The sequence below is a fragment of the Agromyces sp. NPDC058136 genome (genome assembly GCF_042884375.1).
Classification (GTDB): Bacteria; Actinomycetota; Actinomycetes; order Actinomycetales; family Microbacteriaceae; genus Agromyces.
Window position 1 is genome coordinate 140,417 of sequence record NZ_JBHVUA010000005.1, and the last position, 20,482, is coordinate 160,898.

Sequence of the window (20,482 nt, forward strand, 5' to 3'; positions counted from 1 at the left end):
TGCCGACCGAACCGGGGCGGCCTACCGGGCCGGGTCCGCACCGGCCCGGGCGAGGCAGAACCGCCGCACCGGTTCGGTCGGCACGAGCTCGGCGAGTCGCGAGTACTCCGACGAGGCTTCGTCGCGACGGCCGGTGCGCCAGGCGAGGTCGGCGAGGGCGAGGCGGGCGTCGAGCGCCGCGTACGGCGCCGCCCCCTCGGCGAGCGCGCCCAGCTCGCGTTCGACCGAGCGCAGCCGCGCCGTGCGCTCCCCCGACGGCGGCGCGAGCAGCGCGCGGTGCATCTCGGCCGACAGCCGCGCGACCGCGACCGACGGCGCACCCCACACCCGCTCGAGCGCGCGGTAGAACTCGACGACCCGGTTCCAGTCGGTCGCGGCGAAGCTCGGCGCCGAGCTGTGCAGGCCCGCGATCGCCGCCTCGAGCACGAAGCGGCCGTCGCCGCGCTCGGCTGCGGCCGCCGCGTCGTCGAGCCCCGCCTCGATGAGACGGCGATCCCAGCGACGGCGGTCGACCTCGTCGAGGGGCACGGCGGCACCGGTCTCGTCGAGGCGCCCGGGGCGGCGCGCCAGCCCGAGCCGGATCACGGCTCGGAGACCGCGCACCTCGGCATCGTCGGGATACTCGGCGACGAGCGCGTCGGCGATCGACAACGACTGCCGTCCGAGGTCGTCGAGCGGGGTGCGCGGGTCGAGCACGTCGCGGTGCGCCACCGTGAACATGCCGGCGACGCTCGCGAGCACGACGGGCAGTCGCACCCGCCGTTCGGGCGCCTCCGGCACGTGGAACCGACCGCGCGCCTCGGCGAGCGCGCGCTTCGCCCGCGTCAGCCGGGCCGCGGCCGCCGAGGGCTGCACGCCGAGGTGGGCGGCGATGCGCGGCACGTCGAGCCCGCACACGAGGCGCAGCGCGAGCACGAGCCGCGCCTGTTCGGTGAGCGCGGGATCGCACGCGACGAAGAGCAGGGCGACCCGGTCGTCGAGCGAGGATGCCACGACCGCGGCATCCTCGTCGGTCGCCGTCGCGAGCTCTGCTGCGAGCTGCTGTGCGTGCCGCTGCTCGGTGGCGGCCCTGCGCCGGTCGTCGATGAAGGCCCGCTTGCCGACCGCGATGCACCAGGCCGCGAGCGAGCCGAGCGGCGGGCCGTCGCCGGCCTGGGCGACGGCCCGCGCGACGGCCTCGGCCGCGTACTCCTGCGCGTCGTCGACGCTGCCCGTGTAGGCGGCGAGCGCGCGCACGATCCGCGGCCAGGCGTCGACGAAGTCCTCGCCCAGGTCGGCGATCGGATCGGTCACGAGATCGGGAACACCTTGCGCCACTCGATGTGCCCGCCCGTGGGCACGAGTGCCGCGATCCGCTTGGCGAGCTCCTCGTCGTCGGTCTCGACGAGGTAGTAGCCCGACACCACCTCGCTCGTGTCGGGGTACGGCCCGTCGGAGTAGACGGCGTCGTCGAGCGCACGGTCGCCGGCGCCGGGGGTGACCTGCCCGCCGTGCCGCGCGTTCTGCAGCGCGGCACCGCCGACGAGCCTCGCCCCGAGCCTCACGACGGCGTCCTGGAAGGCCTGGTGGGCCGGGAAGTTGCTCTCGGGCGCACCGCCCGGGACCCCGTCGCGCTCGCCCAGGAACGCGTCCGAGTCCCAGTCGGGCTCGTGGATCAGGTACATGTACGTGTCGGTCATGGCGTCTCCTTCGTCGGGCCCGTCATGGGCCTGTGACGACGTTCGTCACACCATGGTGACGAAATCGACCGGTCGAAATCGACACCGTTCCCGAAATCGTCCGTCGGTCGAGGAGCGCGCAGCGCGTATCGAGACCACGGTGGTCTCGATGCGCGTGCTCCTTCGTCGCGCGCTACTCGACCGGCTGACTGCGCAGCGACGCCGTCAACCGCGAGAGCTCGGCGAGCCGGTCGGCGCGATCGCGCGGCACGCCGGGAACGCCGGACCGCTGCTGCTCGGGACGCGGGCCGTCGAGCGGCCGGTAGCCGACGCCCTGCGCGTCGAGCCAGCCGAGGTAGGCGGGCAGCCGCTCCGCGAACGAGGCCCAGTCGAGCGGCCCGCCGTTCCAGGCGACCTCGGCGAACGCCCCGAGCCGCGGGAAGACGGCGTAGTCGAGCCGGTCGCGGGTGTCGAGGTGCTCGGTCCATATGTTCGCCTGCACCCCGGCGATGCGGGACGCGTACCAGTCGGGCGCCTCCGCCGGTACGGGGTCGAACGTCGCGACGTCCTCGAGCGAGAGCACGGTGCCGACCGGGATCGGCTCCTCCGGGGCATCCGACTGGCGGTAGTCGAAGTAGGTCCAGAGGTCGGGGCAGAGCACGACCTCGTGCCCGAGCCGCGCGCCGAGCTCGGCGCCGACGGGGCCGCGCCAGGAGGCGACGACCGCGTCGGGGGCCGGGTCGCGACCCTCGAGCATCTCGTCCCAACCGACGACGCGACGACCGTGCCCGCGCAGGCGATCGGCGATCGTGGCGAGGAACCACGACTGCAGCTCCTCCTCGTCGGCCAGGCCGCGCTCGGCCATGAGCTCCTGCGTGCGCGCGTCCTCGTGCCAGAGGCGCTTTCGCGCCTCGTCGCCGCCGATGCCGATGAGCTCCGAGTCGAACACCTCGCACAGCTCATCGAACACGGTGCCGACGAACTCGAGGGTGGCCTCCTCGACGTTCAGCACCTCGTCGCTGATCCCGTAGCGCGTCCACGGCTCCGCGACCCGGGCGCGCACCGCGTCGGCCCCGCCGACGCCGAACTCGGGATACGCGGCGAGGATCGCCTGCGCGTGCCCGGGCACGTCGATCTCGGGCACGATGCGGATGCCGCGAGCCGCCGCGAACCGCACGAGCCCCCGCAGTTCGTGCTGCGCGTAGAACCCCTCGTGCGGCACCCCGTCGAGGGTCGAGCGCGGCCCGTGGCCGAGCTGCGACTGCGAGCGCCGCCCGCCGACCTCGGTGAGGCGCGGGTACGCGCGCACCTCGAAACGCCAGCCCTGGTCGTCGGTGAGGTGGAGCTGCAGCACGTTGATGCGGTGCGCCGCGAGCAGGTCGATGAACCGTTCGAGCTCGGCGACCGGGCGGAACCTGCGGGCGACGTCGAGCATGACGCCGCGCCAGGCGAAGCGCGGCTCGCCCTCGAGGCGGAGGCCGGCGGCGTGGGCGACGGGCGCGGCGGCGGCGCCGCTCATGCCCCGGCCGCCATCTCGCGGGCACGGGCGAGCGCCGCGTCGGTGGCGCGATCGAAGGTCTCCTTGAGCGCGGCCTCCTCGAGCACGGCGACGGCCCGCTCGGTGGTGCCCTTCGGGCTCGTCACCCGGCGGCGCAGTTCAGCCGGCTCCTCCCCCGAGGCCGCGAGGAGCTCGCTCGCTCCGCGGAAGGTGCCCTGCACCATGGTCGCCGCCTGCTCGGGCGTGAAGCCCTTGTCGATCGCCGTGGCGGTGAGCTGCTCGATCAGGTAGAAGACGTAGGCCGGCCCCGATCCCGAGATCGTCGAGAGCGCGTCGAGCTGCGACTCGGGCACGACGAGCACCTCGCCGACGGTCTCGAAGAGAGCCACCGCGAGCGCGAGGTCGTCGTCGCTCGACCGGGTGCCGGCGGAGACGCCCGTGACGGCGCGGCCGACGACGGCGGGCGTGTTCGGCATCGAGCGGATCACCGGGACCGACTCGGGAAGCAGCGACTCGAACGTCGCGACGGTGACGCCCGCGGCGACCGAGACGACGACGGTGCCGGGTTCGAGCGCGTCGGCGATCTCGCGGAGGAGGTCGGGCACCATCGCGGGCTTCACCGCGACGACCACGAGCTTCGCGCCGGCGACCGCGCGGCGGTTCGCCGTGGCATCCGATTCGGTGGCGTAGGCGGTGATGCCCTCGACGCCGTCGAACGCGGCCGCCTTCTCGGCGGTGCGGTTGGTGGTGCGGATGCCGCCGTCGACGACGACGCCCGGCTGCAGCAGCCCCGAGATCACAGCGCCGGCCATCGATCCGGCTCCGAGGAAGGCGATGGGGGGAAGGGTCACGGTCGCTGACTCGGATGCTTCGGTGCTCATGGCGACCATCCTAGGTTCGTCACCGTGAGCGCTTCCGACGCGATCAGCAGAGCCAATCCCGTGCCGGCCGGAGCATCCTAGGATTGTCGCCATGAGTGCTTCCGGCGGTACCAAGGCAATCCTCGCGGCCTTCCTGGCGAACACGGGCATCGCCCTGACGAAGTTCATCGCCTGGTTCTTCTCGGGCTCCGCGTCGATGCTCGCCGAGGCCGTGCACTCCGTCGCCGACGCCGGCAACCAGCTCCTGCTCATCCTCGGCGGGCGCCAGGCGCGCAAGGCCGCCGACAAGGAGCACCCCTTCGGCTACGGCCGCGAGCGCTACGTGTACGCCTTCGTCGTCTCGATCATCCTCTTCTCGGTCGGCGGCATCTTCTCGATCTACGAGGGCGTCGAGAAGCTGCAGCACCCGCACGAGCTCGAGAACGCGTGGCTGCCGCTGCTCGTGCTCGCCATCGCGATCGTGCTCGAGTCGTTCTCGCTGCGCACCGCGGTGAAGGAGTCGAACCACGTGCGCGGCAGGCAGAGCTGGGTGCAGTTCGTGCGGCGCGCGAAGGCGCCCGAGCTGCCGGTCGTCCTCCTCGAGGACATCGCCGCCCTGACGGGTCTCGTGTTCGCCATGCTCGGCGTGGGCCTCACCGTCATCACGGGCAACTCGGTGTTCGACGCGATCGGCACGCTCATGATCGGCACCCTCCTCGTGCTCGTCGCCGTCATCCTCGGCATCGAGACGAAGTCGCTGCTCGTCGGCGAGGGCGCGAACGACGACGACGTGCAGAAGATCGAGCAGGCGATCTCGGCCGGCCCCGAGGTCGAGCGCATCATCCACATGAAGACCCTGTACCTCGGCCCCGACGAGCTGCTCGTCGCCGCGAAGCTCGGCTTCGCCGCCGATCAGCGCCTGCTCGAGGTCGCGGCCGCGACGAACGTCATCGAGGAGCGCATCCGCAAGGCGGTGCCCGCGGCGCGCGTCATCTACATCGAGCCCGACGTGTACGTCGACCCGAACCTCGTCGCCCCGCCGACCGACGCGATCGTCATCAAGGGCCTCGAGTAGGCCGCCGCAGCCGCAACGCACGACGCGTCCCGGGCCCTCCAGGGCACGGGACGCGTCGTCGTTCGGCCGCGGGGTCGGCTCAGAAGTGGGTGCCGCCGTCGATGCGCACCTCGGTGCCGGTGACGAACGCGCCGTCGTCGCTCGCGAGCATGGCGACGACCGAGGCGACCGTCTCGGGCCCGGCGAAGCCCTGGCCGAGCGCGGGCTGCAGCTTCATGAAGAGCATCATGTCGGCGTCCTCCGGCAGGCCGGGGCCCTGGCTCTGCTTCGACTGGCCCGAGCCGTCGGTCATGCCCGACGAGATGGAGCCGGGCTGGACGGCGTTGAAGCGGATGCCCTGCTTCGCGTACTCGGCGGCGAGCGCGTGCGTCATCGACTGGACGCCGCCCTTGCTCGCGGCGTAGGCCGCCATGTACGGGTGGGCGAAGTTCGCCGACGTCGAGCTGAAGTTCACGACCGCCGCGCCGTCACCCTCCAGGAGCGCGGGGATCGCCTCGCGGATGACGAGGAACGTGCCGACGAGGTTCACGCGGATCACCTGTTCGAAGGCGTCGAGCGTGGTCTCGTGGGTGTGCGAGGAGCGCAGGATGCCGGCGGCGTTGACCAGTGCGTCGAGTCCGCCGAGGGCGGCGACCGCGGCGGCCACGCCATCGCGAACGGATGCCTCGTCGGCGATGTTCATGGTGACGGTGGTCAGCCGCTCGGCGGCGTCGCCGGCCTTCGCGACGGTGTCGGCGAGTCCGGCCTCGCTGACGTCGGCGGCGACGACGCGGCCGCCTTCGGCGAGCATGCGCAGCACGGTGGCCTGGCCGATGCCCGAGCCTCCCCCGGTGATGAGTGCGCGACGACCTTCATAACGGTTCATGTTTCGACCTTTCAGTGTCGGGTTGTCCTATCGTTCACGTTACGCCTATGTGGCACAACGTGCCACTATGTCAACTCGCGCATCTTCCGCGGTGTTCCCGTACGCTGCGAATGTGGAACCCAAGGCACCGACGACGCTCACGGCACGCCGCAAGCAGGCGACCCAGCTCGAGATCGCGCGAGTCGCCGCCGTGCTGTTCGCCGAGCACGGGGCCGACCAGGTGACCGCCGAGTCGATCGCCACTGCCGCCGGGGTGTCGCTTCGCACCTTCTACCGCTACTTCCGCACGAAGGAGGACGCGGTCGGACCGCTCCTCACCGTGGGCGCCGACGAGTGGCAGGCGGCACTCGCGGCGACGCAGCCGGGCGATCCCGCGAGTGCGATCCCCGCGATCATCGCCAGGCTCCTGACGCCCGTCGACGCCGAGGGGCACGAGGGGCTCCGCTGGATCCGCGGCCTGCTCCGGGCGGGCGCCGACGATCCCGCCCTGATGACCGTCTGGTACCGCGTGAATCACGACTCCGAGGCGCGACTCCTCGACATCATCGGCGAGTTGCTCGGCGCGGACGCCGACCCGTTCGACGCCCGGGTGCTCGCCGCCGCCGCGACCGACGCGATCCGGGTCGGCCTCGAGGCATGGGCGGTCGGCGACGGCCCCGACACCGGACCGGGCTCGCCCGCCGACCTCGCAGGGCGGGCGTTCGCCGCGCTCGCGGCGACTCGGCCGGCGGCCGGGCGACGCACCCCGGCCTGACGATCAGGGACGTCGCAGCGGGTCCTCGAAGAAGTCGAGCAGCAACCGGGCGGATGCCTCGGCCTCGACCCCCGGGTAGACCTCGACCCGGTGCGGCAGCCGACGGTCGCGCAGCACGTCGTAGAGCGAGCCCGCGGCGCCGGCCTTCTCGTCCCACGCGCCGAACACGACGGTCGGCACGCGTGCGGCGAGGATGGCGCCGGCGCACATGACGCAGGGTTCGAGGGTGACGACGAGGGTGCAGCCCTCGAGCCGCCACTCGCCGACGGCCTCGGCGGCGCGGCGCAGGGCGAGCACCTCGGCGTGGGCGGTGGGGTCGCCGGTGAGTTCGCGTTCGTTGCGGGCGAGGGCGATGACCGCACCCGCGGCGTCGACGACGATCGCGCCGACGGGCACGTCGCGGGCCGCGGGCGCCAGGGCGGCCTCGGCGAGCGCGAGGCGCATCCATTCGCGGTGGTGCGCGGGCGCCGAAGCATCCATTCCGCTCTCCCCTCGCCAGACCCGCCGAACTAGAATCGAGCCTATGCGAGTCCACGTTGCCGATCACCCGCTCATCACCCACAAACTGACGGTGCTCCGCGACGAAAGCACCTCGTCGCCCGTGTTCCGTGCGCTCGTCGAGGAGCTCATGACCCTCCTCGCCTATGAGGGCACGCGCAACGTGCGGGTCGCGCCGGTCGAGATCCAGACGCCGGTCGCGACGACGACGGGTGTGCGAATCGCCGACCCGCGTCCGATCGTGGTGCCGATCCTGCGAGCGGGCCTCGGCATGCTCGAGGGCATGGTGAAGCTCGTGCCGACGGCCGAGGTCGGGTTCCTCGGCATGGCGCGCAACGAAGAGACGCTCGAACCGACGACGTACGCCGAGCGCCTCCCCGAAGACCTGTCGGGGCGTCAGTGCTTCGTGCTCGACCCGATGCTCGCGACGGGCGGCTCGCTCGCGGCGGCGATGGAGTACCTCTTCGCGCGCGGCGCCGACGACGTGACCGCGATCTGCATCCTCGGCACGCCCGAGGGGCTCGAAGCGGTCGAGAAGGCGATGCACGGCCGCGAGGTGACGATCGTGCTCGGCGCGCTCGACGAGCGTCTCAACGAGCACGGCTTCATCGTGCCGGGCCTCGGCGACGCGGGCGACCGCCTCTACGGCACGGTATAAGCGCCACCCCGAGGCATCCCCTTCGCAGGATCTTCGGCTCTCGACACGCCGAGGCGCAGATCGACTGCGGAAGATTTTTGAGATTCGCGTTTCATCGCAGAATCTTTCACGCGAGGCATCCGGTCGTCTGATTCTTCCGGATGCCTCGCGCTGACGCGCACCCACTGCGACGTCACACCCCGTCATCGGGCGGTCATGAATTGACACATGCTCGACCGTCGGATTTACTCGCACCCATGACTGACAACGCACGCACCCTGACCGCCCACGGCGCTCTCAGGACGAACGACATGATGATGTCGTCGCGTGCACCCATGTGTTGTCGAATGTGCCGCTGACCGCGACCCCTCCGCCGAGTCACGCAGCCGATCAGCATCCCGATCGGCACGTGCTCCACTGAACCCACCGAGTCTCGGGGGTTCGCCCGGCCGATCGGCCAGTTCTCGCCGACCCCGCAGATCGGGGTCTCCTGCTGCACCCTCGACACAAGGATCTCCGTCATGTCTCTCGCTCTCGCTCCCGTCCGCACCGCCCCCGTCCGCCCCGTCCAGGCCCGCACCGCGCCGTCGCTGACGGCGGCCCCGTCCGCCGCCCCGCTCCGCTCGCTCTCGAACGCCGCCGCGGCCGACCTCGCCGCGCCGGCCGCCCCGGCCGCGTCGGCCGCCCGCCCCGCCGCACCCCGCGTCCGTGCCGTGCCCGAGGGCACCGAGGCCCGCGGCTTCGTGCTCTACGTCGGCATCGACGAGGCCAAGGCCGCCGAAGACGGCACCACCCTGCACCGCATCGTCGAGGCGCTGCGCGCCCTGACCGCCGAGATCTCGCCCTCCTCCGAGACGTACGCCGCCGTGGCGCTCGCCCCCGAGGGCGCCGGCGGCCGCGACGTCGACGTCGTGCGCCTCGCCCTCCAGGACCCGTCGGCGCTCGCGAAGCAGCGCGACGGCCAGGGCACCCGCGACGACGCCGACCGCCACCCCAACGGCGTCATCATCGACATCTCGCGCAAGCGGGTGCTCCTCGACGGCGAGGCCGCCGGCCTCACCTACAAGGAGTTCGAGCTGCTGCAGTATCTCGTGCTGCGCGAGGGCCGCACGATCGACCGCCACGAGCTCATCGACAGCCTGTGGAGCGCCGACGACGAGGCCCCGAGCGAGCGCACCATCGACGTGCACGTGCGTCGCCTGCGCTCGAAGCTCGCCCACTACCAGGACATCGTGCGCACGGTGCGCGGCGTCGGCTACCGCTTCGACCGTCACGCCGACGTCTCGATCCGCCAGGCCTCGACGCCCTCGCCCGACCTGTACTGACGCACCGGTCGCCGCCGCGACGAACGCCGTCGGCGGCAGTTCCGAAAAATCACGAAACGATAACTAGCGCCTGTTACCGATCCGTTATATATTCGGAAGTGCGCCGAACGTTTGCTGTGGCGGACGGCGCGGAATGTGATTGCAGGACACTCTTGGTGCAAGGGAGAGGGCCGGTCGTCAGCCTCTACGACCGGCCCTCAACCGTTTCCTCCGTCGGTTCTCTAATGTTGGAAGCAACGACATCGAAGGGAGCCCCGATGGTGGAACGCGCGATCACGGTCGCCGCCTGGGAGGCGCTCTTCCGTACCCAGGTGATGACGATGCGCGAACTCTCCGCCGAGTTCCCGACCGAGCTCATGTCGCTCAACGAGTACGACGTGCTGTTCAACATCTCGCGCGCGCCAGGCCGCCGGCTCCGCCTGAAAGAGCTCAACCGCAACTCGCTCATCACGCAGCCGAGCATCAGCCGGCTCATCGACCGTCTCACCGCTCGGGGCCTCGTCGTGAAGGAGCCCGACCCCGATGACGGGCGCGGCACGATCGTCGGCATCACCGATGCAGGTTTCGCGCTGTTCCGCCGGGTCGCGATCCAGCACATGGAGGCCATCCACCGGCACTTCGGGGCCACCCTGACCGAGGAGGAGCTGCACCTGCTCGGCGAACTCAGCGCACGGGCGCGGCCCGACACCGCGCGCGAATAGCGTTCCCCGAACGGGTACGGTCGCGCCTCAGCGAGCCACTGGACGAGCGCGAGGAAATCGCAGTACTGTCGGCTCAAACGGGTACGCATCCGCGCTCCCGACAGTGGTGAGTTCGGTCCATCCTGTGGGGGGATTCCATGGACATTCTGCTCGTCGTACTGCAAGCCGCCGTCGTGATCGGCGCCATCGTCATGGGTGTGCGCACCGGCGGCCTCGGCCTCGGCCTCTGGGGTGTCGTCGGCACGGTGATCCTCGTGTTCGGCTTCCAACTGCCGCCGGGCTCCATCCCGATCGACGCCTTCTTCATCATCATCGCGGTGATCACGGCGTCGTCGGCGATGCAGGCCGCGGGCGGCATCGACTACCTCGTGTCGATCGCGTCGAAGATCATCCAACGCAACCCGAAGCGGCTCACCTACGTCGCGCCGGTCGTCGCGTTCGTGTTCACGGTGCTCTCGGGCACCTCGAACATCTTCTTCGCCCTCATCCCGGTGATCTACGAGACGGCGTACCGCAACGGGCAGCGCCCCGAGCGCGCGCTGGCCTCGTCGACGGTCACCTCGGGCCTCGGCATCACCGCGAGCCCGGTCTCGGCGGCGATGGCCGCATACCTCGTGCTGATGGAGGGCACCGGCTACGGGCTGCCGCAGATCCTGCTCATCACGGTCCCCGCGGCGCTCGTCGCGTGCGTCGCCACCTCGGCGGTGCAGCAGCGCATCGGCAAGGACCTCCTCGACGACCCGGTGTTCATGAAGCGGGTCGCCGACGGCACCGTCGAGGTGCCCGCATCGCTCAAGGCGCGCTACGAGGCCAAGATCGGCGGCACCGCGGTGGCCGCAGGCACCGGAGCCACTGCGACCGCGAGCGAGGGGTCGGGCGGTTCCGTGACGGCGACCGACGTGCCGCCCGCCCGCATCGAGCACCCGGTTCCCCCGGGCGGCGCCACCGCGGCGTGGATCTTCGTGACCGGCACGCTGCTCATCGTGGTCCTCGGCCTCTTCCCGGGGCTGCGGCCGGCCTTCCCCGACGAGGAGGGCGAGCTCGTGCCGCTCGGCATGTCGACCCTCATCGAGATGGTCATGTTCACGGTCGCACTCGTCATCATCCTCGTGCGCAAGGTGAAGCCCTCGGTCGTCGTCGAGCAGCCGCTGCTCAAGGCCGGGTTCGTGGCGGCGGTCGCGCTGTTCGGCATCGCGTGGATGGCCGACACCTTCATCTCCGCGAACCAGGAGACCATCATCGAGCCGCTCGGCGCGATGATCGAGGCGAACCCGCTCCTGCTGGCCGTCGCCCTCTTCGTCGTCTGCGGTCTCACCACGAGCCAGTCGGCAACGACGAACACGATGATCCCGATCGCCCTCGCCGCGGGGCTCGCCCCGGGCGTGATCACGGCCATGTGGCCCTCGCTCATCGGCGTCTGGCTGTTCCCGGCGAACGGCTCGCAGATCGCCGCCGTCGAGACCGACCTCACCGGGTCGACGAAGCTCACCCAGGTGCCGGTGTGGCACTCGTTCACGATCCCGATGCTCGTGTCGTGGGTCGCGGTCGTGGCATCCGGTCTGCTGTTCCAGCTCGTCGTCCCCGTCTGATCGTCGCGGCGCCGCACGGCACCGCCGACCGCCCTCGCCGTGCCCTCCGGGCATCGCACCGACCATCCGAGGAGGAACCAATGAACGATGTCGGAAACGTCTCGGCCGCGGCGGCCGCGCTGATGCCCGAGGTGATCGAGCGTCTCGAGACGCTCGTGCGCATCCCGTCGATCGCCTTTCCGGGCTTCGACCCCGAGCCGGTGCACCGCATGGGTCAGGCCGTGGTCGAGCTCTTCGAGGCGGCCGGCGCCGAGGGTGTGAAGCTGCTCGACGTGCCGGGCGGCTACCCGTGCGTCTACGCCGACCTGCCCGGGCCCGAGGGTTCGCCGACGGTCCTGCTCTACGCGCACTACGACGTGCAGCCGGCGCCCGAGAGCCAGGGGTGGTCGAGCTCGCCGTTCGAGCCGGTGACGAAGGCCGACGGGCGCATCTACGGCCGTGGCGCGGCCGACGACAAGTCGGGTCTCGTGATCCACTACGGCACGCTGAAGCTCATCGGACCCGACCGGCCGTGCCGGATCAAGATCCTCGTCGAGGGCGAGGAGGAGACGATCTCGCACCTCGAGGGCTTCGTCGAGGCGAACCCCGAGCTGTTCGCGGCCGACGCCTACGTCATCGGCGACATCGGCCCGCAGCGAGTGGGCCGCCCGGGCCTCACGACCGCGCTCCGCGGCGACGTCGCGTGCACGGTGACGGTGCGGACCCTCGCGAACCCCGTGCACTCGGGCATGTTCGGCGGGGCCGCCCCCGACGCGATGACGGCGATGATCCGGATCCTCGACACGCTCCACGACGAGCACGGCGACACCGTGATCCCCGGGGTCGACAGCTCGGCCTGGAGCGGTGCCGACATGGACGAGGACGTGTATCGCGAGGGTTCGGCGATCCTGCCTGGCGTCGAGTTCCTCGGCACGGGTTCGCTGTCGGACCGCATCTGGGCGAAGCCCTCGGTGACCGTGCTCGGCATGGACCTGCCGAACACCGCCGAGGCGTCGAACGTGCTGCTGCCCTCGGTGACGGCGAAGCTGTCGATGCGAATCGTGCCCGGCTCCGACGGCGACGCCCAGCTCGAGGCGCTGATGTCGCACCTGCGGTCGCAGAAGCCGTGGAACTGCGAGGTCGAGGTCGAGAAGGTGAAGGTGGGGCACGCGTTCGCGGTGGATGCCTCGCAGTCGGCCGTCATCGCGGCCGAGCAGGCACTTGAGCAGGCCTACGGCGCACCGGTCGAGAACATCGGCAGCGGGGCGTCGATCCCGCTCGTGGCGTCGCTCCAGAAGGTGTCTCCGGGTTCGGCGATCATCCTCTGGGGTGCGGAGGACACGGCGCAGTCGCGCATCCACGCCTCCGACGAGTCGGTCGACCCGGGCGAGATCGAGCGCATGATCGCGGCGCAGACGCTGTTCATCCGCGGGGTGGCCGAATCGGCGTGAAGCACATCCCGACGAAAGGGTCCGAGTAGCGACGATGTTCGAATTCGATGCCGACGACATCGCGCAGCGCAGCTCGACCGGAACGCTGCCGACGAAGACGCAGGTCGACGAGCTCGTCGCGGCGGCGCATGCACGGTACGCCACGCTCGAGGAGGGCGTCGTCGCCGACTACATCCCGATCCTCGCTGAGGCCGATCCGGCCTGGTTCGGCCTCAGCGTCGTCGGGGTGGACGGGACGGCGCACGAGGCCGGCGACACCGGGATCGCCTTCTCGATCCAGTCGATCTCGAAGGCCTTCGTCTTCGCGCTCGTCTGCGACGAGCTCGGTCACACGGTGGTACATGAGGCCGTCGGGGTGAACAACACGGGGCTGCCCTTCAACTCCGTCGTCGCGGTCGAGCTGAACGACGGCAGCCCGATGAACCCGATGGTCAACGCCGGCGCGATCGCCACGACCGCACTGCTGCCCGCCGGCCATGCCGACGAGCGCTGGCAGCGCATCCGCGACGGACTCAGCCGCTTCGCGGGTCGCCAACTCGCCCTCGACGGCGAGGTGTACCGGTCGGAGTCGTTCACGAACCACCGGAACCAGGCGCTCGCACGCCTCCTGCAGAGCTACGACCGGCTCGCGATCGACCCGGTCGAAGCGGTCGACCTCTACACCCGGCAGTGCTCGCTCGCGGTCACCGCGCACGACCTCGCCGTCATGGGGTCGACCCTCGCCGACGGCGGCGTCAACCCCGTCACCGGCGAGCGCGTCATCTCCCCCGAGTCTGCCCGGGACACGCTCGCGCTGCTCGCCTCCTGCGGCATGTACGAACGCTCCGGCGAATGGCTCTTCGAGATCGGCCTCCCGGCCAAGTCCGGAGTCTCCGGCGGCATCGTCGCGATCTCGCCCGGCAAGGGCGCGGTCGGCGCCTTCTCGCCGAGGCTCGACCCCGCGGGCAACAGCATCCGCGGGCAGCGCGCCTGCGCCTACCTGTCGCGGGCGCTCGGCCTGAACCTCTTCGCCTCCGACCCGCAACCGCTCGTCTCGCCGTCCGCCCTCGCGCACGAAGGAGTCCGATCATGACCGACGACACCACCGGTGACACAAGCGTGACGGATGCCACGGCACCGGCGACGCCCGACACGGAACGCCGTTCGTGGGCCCCCATGGTGGGCCTCTTCCTGGCCCAGGTGCTGATGTCGTTCAACGTCGCCGCGTTGCCGATCTCGCTCGGCGGCATGGTCGAGGACTTCGGGGTGCCGCCGACGGTCGCGAGCACGACGATCGTCGTCTACGGCCTCGCGGTCGCCGCCCTCGTCATGACCGGCGCGAAGCTCGGCCAGCGCATCGGCTGGGTGCTCATCTTCCGATTCGTCCTCGTGGTGTTCGCCCTCTCCTCGGTCATGATGATCCTCTCTCCCACCGTGGGATGGGCGATCGGCGGGCAGGTGCTCGCCGGCGCCGCGGCCGCGATCATCGTTCCCGCCCTCGTCGCGCTCATCGCCGAGAACTACCGCGGCGACCAGCAGGCGACGGCGGTCGGCTCGCTCGGCTCGGCGCGCGCGTTCTCGGGCATCAGCGCGTTCCTGATCGGCGGCACACTCGGCACCCTCGTCGGCTGGCGGCCGATCTTCTTCATCACCCTCGGACTGGCGGTGGCGGTCTTCGCCCTCAGCTTCACGCTGCGCAGCGACCGCGGCAACCCGGGCATCCGCATCGACCTGGTCGCATCGGCGCTGATCGGTTCCGCGATCGTCCTCCTGACCCTCGGGTTCAACAATCTGAACTCCTGGGGAATCCTCCTCGCCGAACCGGGCGCCCCGTTCTCGATCCTCGGTCTCTCACCGGCACCGGTGTTCGTCCTGCTCGGCGTGATCCTGGGTCAGGCCTTCTTCATGTGGACGCGTCGACGCATGCGGCTCGGCAAGGTGCCGCTCGTCGACCTCGGAGTCCTCGCGCAGCCCACCGAGCGGGCGGCGGTCTACGCGATGTTCATCATCGTCGCCATGGAGGCCGCCGTGAACTTCACGGTGCCCACCTACATCCAGGTCGTGCAGGGCCGGACGCCGTTCGACACCTCGCTCGCGATGATGCCCTTCAACCTCACCGTGTTCGTCACCGCCACCCTGATCGTCCGCTTCTACCGTCGCCACAGCCCGCGCACCATCGCACTCTTCGCGTTCGCGCTGACGACGGTCGCGCTCGTGTGGCTCGCATTCGTCGTCACGAACAACTGGGAGACCGTGCCGACGATCCTGGGGCTCGTCGTGTTCGGCATCGGCCAGGGCGCACTCGTGACGCTCGTGTTCAACGTGCTCGTCACCGCCGCGCCCAAGGAGCTCGCCGGCGATGTCGGATCGATCCGCGGCACCACCCAGAACCTCGCCTCGGCCGTCGGCACCGCGGTCATGGGCGCCCTGCTCGTCACGATCCTGAGCCTGAACTTCACCCAGGCGGTGACCGAGCACCCCGACCTGCCCGAGGCGCTCATCGCCGAGGTCGAACTCGACCAGATGAACTTCGTCAGCAACGACGACCTGCGCGCGAAGTTCGAGGAGACGAGCGCCACCCCAGAGCAGATCGACGCGGCCGTCGCGATCAACGAGGAGGAACGCCTGCATACGCTCCGCCTCGGGTTCCTCGTGCTCGCCGGGCTCAGCGCGATCGCGGCGCTGCCCGCGTCGCGCCTCCCGCGCTACCGCCCCGAAGAGATCCCCGACCCGTCCGCTCCCGCCGCCGAAGGATCGGCATGAGGTGCACGGAGGGACGGGTACACCCGATCGGCGCGTGACGATGGGGTGGGAACCCTACCTCCCACCCCATCGCGGTCTCCTTGGGAGACCACCTCGCCGAGCGACCCGAACTGAGCTCGGCGAGCCTGACCCGAGCGATCGATAGGGACATTCCCGATCGCTCGGCCGTCGAGGCATGATAGGCCGGTCCGGTCGGGTCGGACTCGGGTTCTGATCGAAATGCTATTCCGCTGCGGAACGGTTCGCACCGCCCCCAACCGGGGGTAGTACTCCGCTCGAAGGGCCGCCGGTTCAGTGCCAGTCGACGGATGCTTCGTACTCGCCGTGCCGGCGGAGGTAGGCCGCGATGAACGGGCACTCTGGCACGATCCGTTCGCCGCGCGCGACGGCGTCGTCGAGCACGAACCTCGCGAGGCGACTGCCGAGGCCGCGACCCTCGTACTCGGGCTTGATCACGGTGTGCGTGAACACGATGCGTCCCGGCTCGAGGCGGTACTGCGCGAAGCCGGCGCGCGCCCCGTCGACGAGGAGTTGGTATCGGCTCCGCTCGTCGAGGCGAGCGATCTCGACGGACGCGACCAGTTCGGGGTCCTGCGACGAGTCGTGGATGGTGGCCATCTTTCCTCCTGAGCGGTGGTCGCGAGCCGGTGCGGCGCGAGTCCCCACCGACGATAACGTCGAACCCGGCCGAGGATTCCGGTTCGACCTGCGCCGACAGCGAACGCGGCCGATGACGCCCGGCCGTCGTGGAGACGAGGGCGATGAGCCACGCGAACACGAGCGCGAAGCCGATGATCTCGAACACGGTCAGGTTGAACCAGCCGAGCGCGTCGTAGCCCGCCATCGCCAGCGCCTCGAGCGCGAGCGCCGCGTATGAGAAGACGAGGAGCCGTCGCGGCATGCGCCGCGCGTACCAGGGCGCGCCGATGCAGAGCAGGGCGAAGGCGACGACGACCCCGAGCGCGAAGGCGTTGTGCAGCTCGGTCGCGCGATCGATCGGCACCGCGCCGACCCCCATCAGTCCGAGCCCGACGAGCCCGATGAACACGCGCATTACCGGCCGCGCACCGCGCCGGATCGCGAACCGGCGGTCGTTCGCGAGCGCGCCCGTGAGCGCCCCCGACAGGCCCGCCATGCCCGCCCCCGACACGATGACCGCGACGTTGAAGCACGCGGCGGCGAGATCGTTCGAGGTTCCGAGCGTGCTGAAGTTGTGCACCCACCACTCGCCCGTCGGGGTGATGCTCATGCTCGCGAGACTGCCGGCGGCGAGCAGCATCGCGACGAGGTTGAATGCCCGGTACGCCTCGTGGTCGAGCGTCTGCCGGTGCAGCCGGTACGTGCCGAACCCGAACGCCGCGGCCAGCAGGCTGCCGAACACGCGGTGGCCGCCCGGCAGCGGCTCGAACGCCTCCGCGGTGAAGTGCACGGCGAGCAGCGCGAGCGTCGCCCACGCGAGCCCGTTCGCGGCCGCTCGCGGCCCGGGCCCGAGCCCGGGCAGTCGCAGGTGCGCGATCGAGGCGAGCCCCGCGTGCGAGGCCGACACGGCGACGAGCACGAGACAGACGGCCGCTCCCCCGGCGAGCGCCGGCACGAGCCCGACGACGTCGAGCGCGCTCGCGGGGTCGAGCGCCGCCGGCGCGAGGACGCGGGCGAGGACCACCGAGATCGCGGCGGCGATGAGCACCGCGTAGACGCGGCGCACGAGCGAGCTGAGCGGGCCCGGATGCCGCGGCGCCGGCCCCGTGAGCTCGATGACGGGCCGACCGTGCCCCTCACGGTCGGCTGCGACCCGGAACGCCGCACGGAACCGCGACGCGAGCCCCGAGTCGAACGTGACGGGGGCGACCCCCGCCCAGACGCCCATCATCGGTCGAACCCCCATCAACGGGAATCAGGCTTGGGCCGAGCCTAGTGACGGCCTCGGACTTCTGTCACATCGGAGCGGTCGCGCACGTCATGATGCGCGGCGGATTCTCAGGCGATGGCGAGGGCGATGGCGAGGGCGCGCACCCGGCCCCGGAAACGACTGAAGGCGGCTCGCATGTCGCGAACCGCCTTCTTCCGTGCGCCCGGAGGGACTCGAACCCCCAACCTTCTGATCCGTAGTCAGATTCGGGGTGTCCAGGGAGGTCCGCGAAGTGCCGTGGTTCAATCAAGCTACCCCGGCGCGACACGATCGGACGATCACGGATCAACTCGGGTTGCTGGCACTGTTGCTGTCACTCCCGCCGCTCCCTCGCGCTCGGCGGTGGCGCGATGACCGCGTCGGATACCGGCCTCGACAAGCACGACTGGCAGCTCCTCAGCGTACTCACGCTGAATCCGGACGCCACCCCCGGCGAGGTGCGGATGCGCGCCGACATGCTGCCGCCCTCGACTTGGGGCTCGAACCTGCGCGGCATGCTGACGAACGCTGCGTGGCGGAAGCTGAGCCGCGAGACGAGCGAGGCAGCTGGCCGCCGCTGCGTGATCTGCGGCTCCGAGTCGTTCGGGCCGAACCACACGCCGCAGAATCCCGACTGCCACGAGATGTGGGTGTTCGAAGTCGTCGATGGCGTGCTCGTTCAGCGCCTCGAGCGGCTCGTCGCCCTCTGCAAGGCCTGCCACAACGTGCAGCACGCCGGCCGCGCCGAAAAACTCGGCCTCACGGGCGATGTTGTCGACACGCTGTGCCGGGTGAATCGCTGGGTACCCGCCGAAGCCGAAGACGACATCGACCGCGCGTGGGATCGCTATGAGCTGATGAGCGGCCTCGAGTTCGACCTCGATCTCCGTGCGCTCGTCGGTCGGATTCAGGTGGGCGATGGCGTTGACCTCTACTTCCAGGCCGACGAGCGCGAAAAGCTGGGCAACAGTTGGCTCAAGGGACCCAACGGGCCGATCGCACCGACCCTCTTCGATTTGCCGACGGAAGGCGAGGAACGACGGTGAGCCTGCGCTCCTGCGGCTTCGCAAACGAAGGGCGCATGATCGAGATCTCGCTCGAGAGCCTGCAGCGCCCGGCAGCATCGGATCGACCCGAAGGAGCTTCAAGAGATGAGTCTGTACCTGGTCAGGACGAGGGGCAGGGCCGATGAGCTGTGGCTCGCGTATGAGGCCAGCGAGGGCGTGCTCTACGTATACGTCCCGAACACGGGCAAGTTCCACCGCAACTCGTCGCTGTCGCGCGACTTCTACGTTGATCAAGAGTTGTCCTACGAGCCGATCGCGGCGGAGTTCGCTCTGCGCATCATCGCGGCAGGCCGCGTAGGCCGACTCGACTCCCGCTCCAACGCGCAGCTAGTCGGCTACGCGACCGACCCGAACGCTCTCGACCCGACAGTTCTGCTCGCGTAGCGGCAGAGCACCCACGGAAGGGCCGCCCATCTCCTCGAGCCGCCAAAGTCTAGGAAATCGCTAGACCCGGCTAGATCTCGGTAGATATGGACGGTCCTTCTGTATGTCGTCCTCTTCGTAGGCCGCTGCCCACTTCGTCGAGCCGGTGGGTGAGGAGCGCCCGGACCGCAGCGGAGCGAGGACCGGACGCACCGCAACCCGCCGGGCCCGCCGGCCGCTTGCGGCCGGCGCTTGAACGAGTAGAGAAAGTTCTCACGAGCCCGCATTCTGGGGGTATCGCCAGGCCAGCACCGCCCCGAACGGGTGCCATAGGCTACATCAACGATGGCATACGCATTTGAGGACCTCTCGGACGACCAGTTCGAACGATTGGTCGTCCAGTGCGCTCGCAAGCTTTTCGGCGCAGGCGTCCAAGGGTTCGCCACCGGACCCGACGGGGGTCGCGATGCTCGGTTTCACGGGACTGCTGAGCGTTTCCCAAGCACAACTGCCCCCTGGCAAGGAATCACGGTCTTCCAAGCGAAGCACACCAACGCAATCAACGCCCACTTCGGAGACGGATCGTTTAGCGGAGACTCTGACTCTTCCGTTCTGACAGAGGAAATCGTTCGCATCAAACGGCTGGTCGCGAAGAAGGAAGTCGACAACTACATTCTCTTCGCCAATCGACGCCTCGGGGCCAACGCTTCAGCTGACATCGTCAAACGCATCGCGTCGGAGTGTCGCATCGACCCAAGCCGTCTCTTCTTGGTGGGAATTGAACACCTAGGCGAACTGATGCATGAGTTCCCGGATCTCCCGCGTCTCGCAAAGATCGATCCATTCGAAGGGCCGCTCATCGTTTCGAGCTACGAGATCGCAGAAGTGATCTACGCGGTTTCGAAGGAGCTCGGAAAGGTCACCGGATCCGCTGCGATGGCTCCTGTGCATCGAACGAGTTACGCCCGCAAGAACGAGATCAACAAGATGTCGACCGAGTTTGCCGCACTGCTTAGCAAGAGGTACCTCGTCTTCACGAGGAAGATCGACGAATTTCTAGCGGACCCGTCCAACGCGACCGAGCAGGAGCTCTATGAGAGCGCGGTCGAGGAGTTCCAACTAAAGATCGTCGCGAAGCGCGGTGAATTCCAAAAGTTCGATGATGTCTATAACCACCTGGTGGACCTTCTCATCGCGCGTGACGGTGTGCTTGCCCGCAACAAGCGACTGTTGCGGGCGCTCGTCTTTTACATGTATTGGCACTGTGACATTGGGGAGGGCGACGATGTTGAAGCCGACGAAGCACTCTCATCCTGACAAGACCGTTCTCGCAGCGGCGACAATCGCTCTTCGTGAGCTACGCAAGCAGCGGGCTGTCTCATTCGACGATCTGCGGGATCGACTCGATTCCCGAGGGTCCGACGGCAACTACCTTCTCGTTCCGGCGATCAGCCTGTTGTTCCTCCTTGGCCTGGTCGAGTACTTGCCCAAGATCGACTCATTCGAATACGTCGGTGAACTATGAGACTCTC

At 69.7% G+C, this 20,482-nt stretch carries 21 protein-coding genes and 1 tRNA gene; 14 read left to right on the top strand and 8 right to left on the bottom strand.

Annotation, left to right across the window (positions count from 1 at the left end; all coding sequences use genetic code 11):
• Positions 1 to 21 precede the first annotated feature (21 nt).
• The 4 genes from ACFVTX_RS14790 to proC all read right to left on the bottom strand — a co-directional run bounded on the left by ACFVTX_RS14790 (position 22) and on the right by proC (position 4,037).
• Positions 22 to 1,293: a DUF6596 domain-containing protein gene (locus ACFVTX_RS14790; RefSeq protein ID WP_386901384.1), complete on the bottom strand. Its 1,272-nt coding sequence runs from the start codon at positions 1,291 to 1,293 to the stop codon at positions 22 to 24.
• Entirely contained in the window at positions 1,290 to 1,679 is a 390-nt protein-coding gene (locus ACFVTX_RS14795; RefSeq protein WP_386901386.1) for a YciI family protein, read from the bottom strand. The genes ACFVTX_RS14790 and ACFVTX_RS14795 overlap by 4 nt, the downstream gene beginning before the upstream one ends.
• A gap of 172 nt (positions 1,680 to 1,851) precedes the next feature.
• The gene (locus ACFVTX_RS14800) at positions 1,852 to 3,177 is read right to left on the bottom strand and encodes a beta-N-acetylhexosaminidase (RefSeq protein WP_386901388.1); all 1,326 of its coding nucleotides are present in this window, start codon (positions 3,175 to 3,177) and stop codon (positions 1,852 to 1,854) included.
• Positions 3,174 to 4,037 carry a pyrroline-5-carboxylate reductase gene (proC, locus tag ACFVTX_RS14805; protein ID WP_386901390.1) on the bottom strand — a complete coding sequence of 288 codons (864 nt, stop codon included), beginning with the start codon at positions 4,035 to 4,037 and terminating at the stop codon, positions 3,174 to 3,176. The genes ACFVTX_RS14800 and proC overlap by 4 nt, the downstream gene beginning before the upstream one ends.
• Positions 4,038 to 4,128: 91 nt before the next feature.
• On the opposite strand from proC, the gene ACFVTX_RS14810 reads away from it, so the two are divergent.
• On the top strand, positions 4,129 to 5,091 hold the full coding sequence (locus ACFVTX_RS14810; protein ID WP_386901392.1) for a cation diffusion facilitator family transporter: 963 nt from the start codon (positions 4,129 to 4,131) through the stop codon (positions 5,089 to 5,091).
• A 79-nt stretch (positions 5,092 to 5,170) separates the two neighbouring features.
• Here the strand turns inward: ACFVTX_RS14810 and ACFVTX_RS14815 are convergent, their stop codons facing one another.
• Positions 5,171 to 5,956 carry an SDR family NAD(P)-dependent oxidoreductase gene (locus ACFVTX_RS14815; protein WP_386901394.1) on the bottom strand — a complete coding sequence of 262 codons (786 nt, stop codon included), beginning with the start codon at positions 5,954 to 5,956 and terminating at the stop codon, positions 5,171 to 5,173.
• A gap of 112 nt (positions 5,957 to 6,068) precedes the next feature.
• Between ACFVTX_RS14815 and ACFVTX_RS14820 the strand changes: the two genes are divergently transcribed.
• Entirely contained in the window at positions 6,069 to 6,710 is a 642-nt protein-coding gene (locus tag ACFVTX_RS14820; RefSeq protein WP_386901395.1) for a TetR/AcrR family transcriptional regulator, read from the top strand.
• A gap of 3 nt (positions 6,711 to 6,713) precedes the next feature.
• On the opposite strand, the gene ACFVTX_RS14825 is transcribed toward ACFVTX_RS14820, so the two are convergent.
• Positions 6,714 to 7,190, bottom strand: a complete 477-nt coding sequence (locus ACFVTX_RS14825; RefSeq protein WP_386901397.1) for a nucleoside deaminase — start codon at positions 7,188 to 7,190, stop codon at positions 6,714 to 6,716.
• A gap of 43 nt (positions 7,191 to 7,233) precedes the next feature.
• Between ACFVTX_RS14825 and upp the strand changes: the two genes are divergently transcribed.
• The 7 genes from upp to ACFVTX_RS14860 all read left to right on the top strand — a co-directional run bounded on the left by upp (position 7,234) and on the right by ACFVTX_RS14860 (position 15,632).
• Positions 7,234 to 7,866: a uracil phosphoribosyltransferase gene (gene upp, locus ACFVTX_RS14830; RefSeq protein ID WP_386901398.1), complete on the top strand. Its 633-nt coding sequence runs from the start codon at positions 7,234 to 7,236 to the stop codon at positions 7,864 to 7,866.
• Between the two features lie 500 nt (positions 7,867 to 8,366).
• Positions 8,367 to 9,170, top strand: coding sequence for a winged helix-turn-helix domain-containing protein (locus tag ACFVTX_RS14835; RefSeq protein WP_386901400.1), 804 nt, complete (start codon positions 8,367 to 8,369; stop codon positions 9,168 to 9,170).
• A gap of 257 nt (positions 9,171 to 9,427) precedes the next feature.
• On the top strand, positions 9,428 to 9,871 hold the full coding sequence (locus tag ACFVTX_RS14840; RefSeq protein WP_386901402.1) for a MarR family winged helix-turn-helix transcriptional regulator: 444 nt from the start codon (positions 9,428 to 9,430) through the stop codon (positions 9,869 to 9,871).
• A gap of 137 nt (positions 9,872 to 10,008) precedes the next feature.
• The gene (locus ACFVTX_RS14845) at positions 10,009 to 11,460 is read left to right on the top strand and encodes an anaerobic C4-dicarboxylate transporter family protein (RefSeq protein WP_386901404.1); all 1,452 of its coding nucleotides are present in this window, start codon (positions 10,009 to 10,011) and stop codon (positions 11,458 to 11,460) included.
• Between the two features lie 80 nt (positions 11,461 to 11,540).
• The gene (locus ACFVTX_RS14850; protein WP_386901405.1) at positions 11,541 to 12,890 is read left to right on the top strand and encodes a M20/M25/M40 family metallo-hydrolase; all 1,350 of its coding nucleotides are present in this window, start codon (positions 11,541 to 11,543) and stop codon (positions 12,888 to 12,890) included.
• 34 nt (positions 12,891 to 12,924) lie between these two features.
• A complete protein-coding gene (gene glsA / locus ACFVTX_RS14855; RefSeq protein WP_386901407.1) occupies positions 12,925 to 13,962 on the top strand; it encodes a glutaminase A in 1,038 nt (345 codons plus the stop codon).
• Positions 13,959 to 15,632: an MFS transporter gene (locus ACFVTX_RS14860; protein WP_386901409.1), complete on the top strand. Its 1,674-nt coding sequence runs from the start codon at positions 13,959 to 13,961 to the stop codon at positions 15,630 to 15,632. Before glsA ends, ACFVTX_RS14860 begins: the two co-directional genes overlap by 4 nt.
• 291 nt (positions 15,633 to 15,923) lie before the next feature.
• On the opposite strand, the gene ACFVTX_RS14865 is transcribed toward ACFVTX_RS14860, so the two are convergent.
• Positions 15,924 to 16,250 carry a GNAT family N-acetyltransferase gene (locus ACFVTX_RS14865; RefSeq protein WP_386901411.1) on the bottom strand — a complete coding sequence of 109 codons (327 nt, stop codon included), beginning with the start codon at positions 16,248 to 16,250 and terminating at the stop codon, positions 15,924 to 15,926.
• Between the two features lie 281 nt (positions 16,251 to 16,531).
• On the opposite strand from ACFVTX_RS14865, the gene ACFVTX_RS14870 reads away from it, so the two are divergent.
• Positions 16,532 to 17,326, top strand: a complete 795-nt coding sequence (locus ACFVTX_RS14870; RefSeq protein WP_386901413.1) for a hypothetical protein — start codon at positions 16,532 to 16,534, stop codon at positions 17,324 to 17,326.
• 373 nt (positions 17,327 to 17,699) lie between these two features.
• On the opposite strand, the gene ACFVTX_RS14875 is transcribed toward ACFVTX_RS14870, so the two are convergent.
• Positions 17,700 to 17,770 (bottom strand) — tRNA-Ser (locus ACFVTX_RS14875).
• 121 nt (positions 17,771 to 17,891) lie between these two features.
• On the opposite strand from ACFVTX_RS14875, the gene ACFVTX_RS14880 reads away from it, so the two are divergent.
• From ACFVTX_RS14880 to ACFVTX_RS14895, 4 genes are all read left to right on the top strand, one after another.
• Entirely contained in the window at positions 17,892 to 18,566 is a 675-nt protein-coding gene (locus tag ACFVTX_RS14880) for a hypothetical protein (protein WP_386901415.1), read from the top strand.
• Between the two features lie 105 nt (positions 18,567 to 18,671).
• Positions 18,672 to 18,971, top strand: coding sequence for a hypothetical protein (locus ACFVTX_RS14885; protein ID WP_386901417.1), 300 nt, complete (start codon positions 18,672 to 18,674; stop codon positions 18,969 to 18,971).
• A 324-nt stretch (positions 18,972 to 19,295) separates the two neighbouring features.
• Positions 19,296 to 20,267 carry an ABC-three component system protein gene (locus tag ACFVTX_RS14890; RefSeq protein WP_386901419.1) on the top strand — a complete coding sequence of 324 codons (972 nt, stop codon included), beginning with the start codon at positions 19,296 to 19,298 and terminating at the stop codon, positions 20,265 to 20,267.
• Positions 20,236 to 20,475: an ABC-three component system middle component 8 gene (locus ACFVTX_RS14895; RefSeq protein ID WP_386901421.1), complete on the top strand. Its 240-nt coding sequence runs from the start codon at positions 20,236 to 20,238 to the stop codon at positions 20,473 to 20,475. Before ACFVTX_RS14890 ends, ACFVTX_RS14895 begins: the two co-directional genes overlap by 32 nt.
• Positions 20,476 to 20,482: the final 7 nt, after the last annotated feature.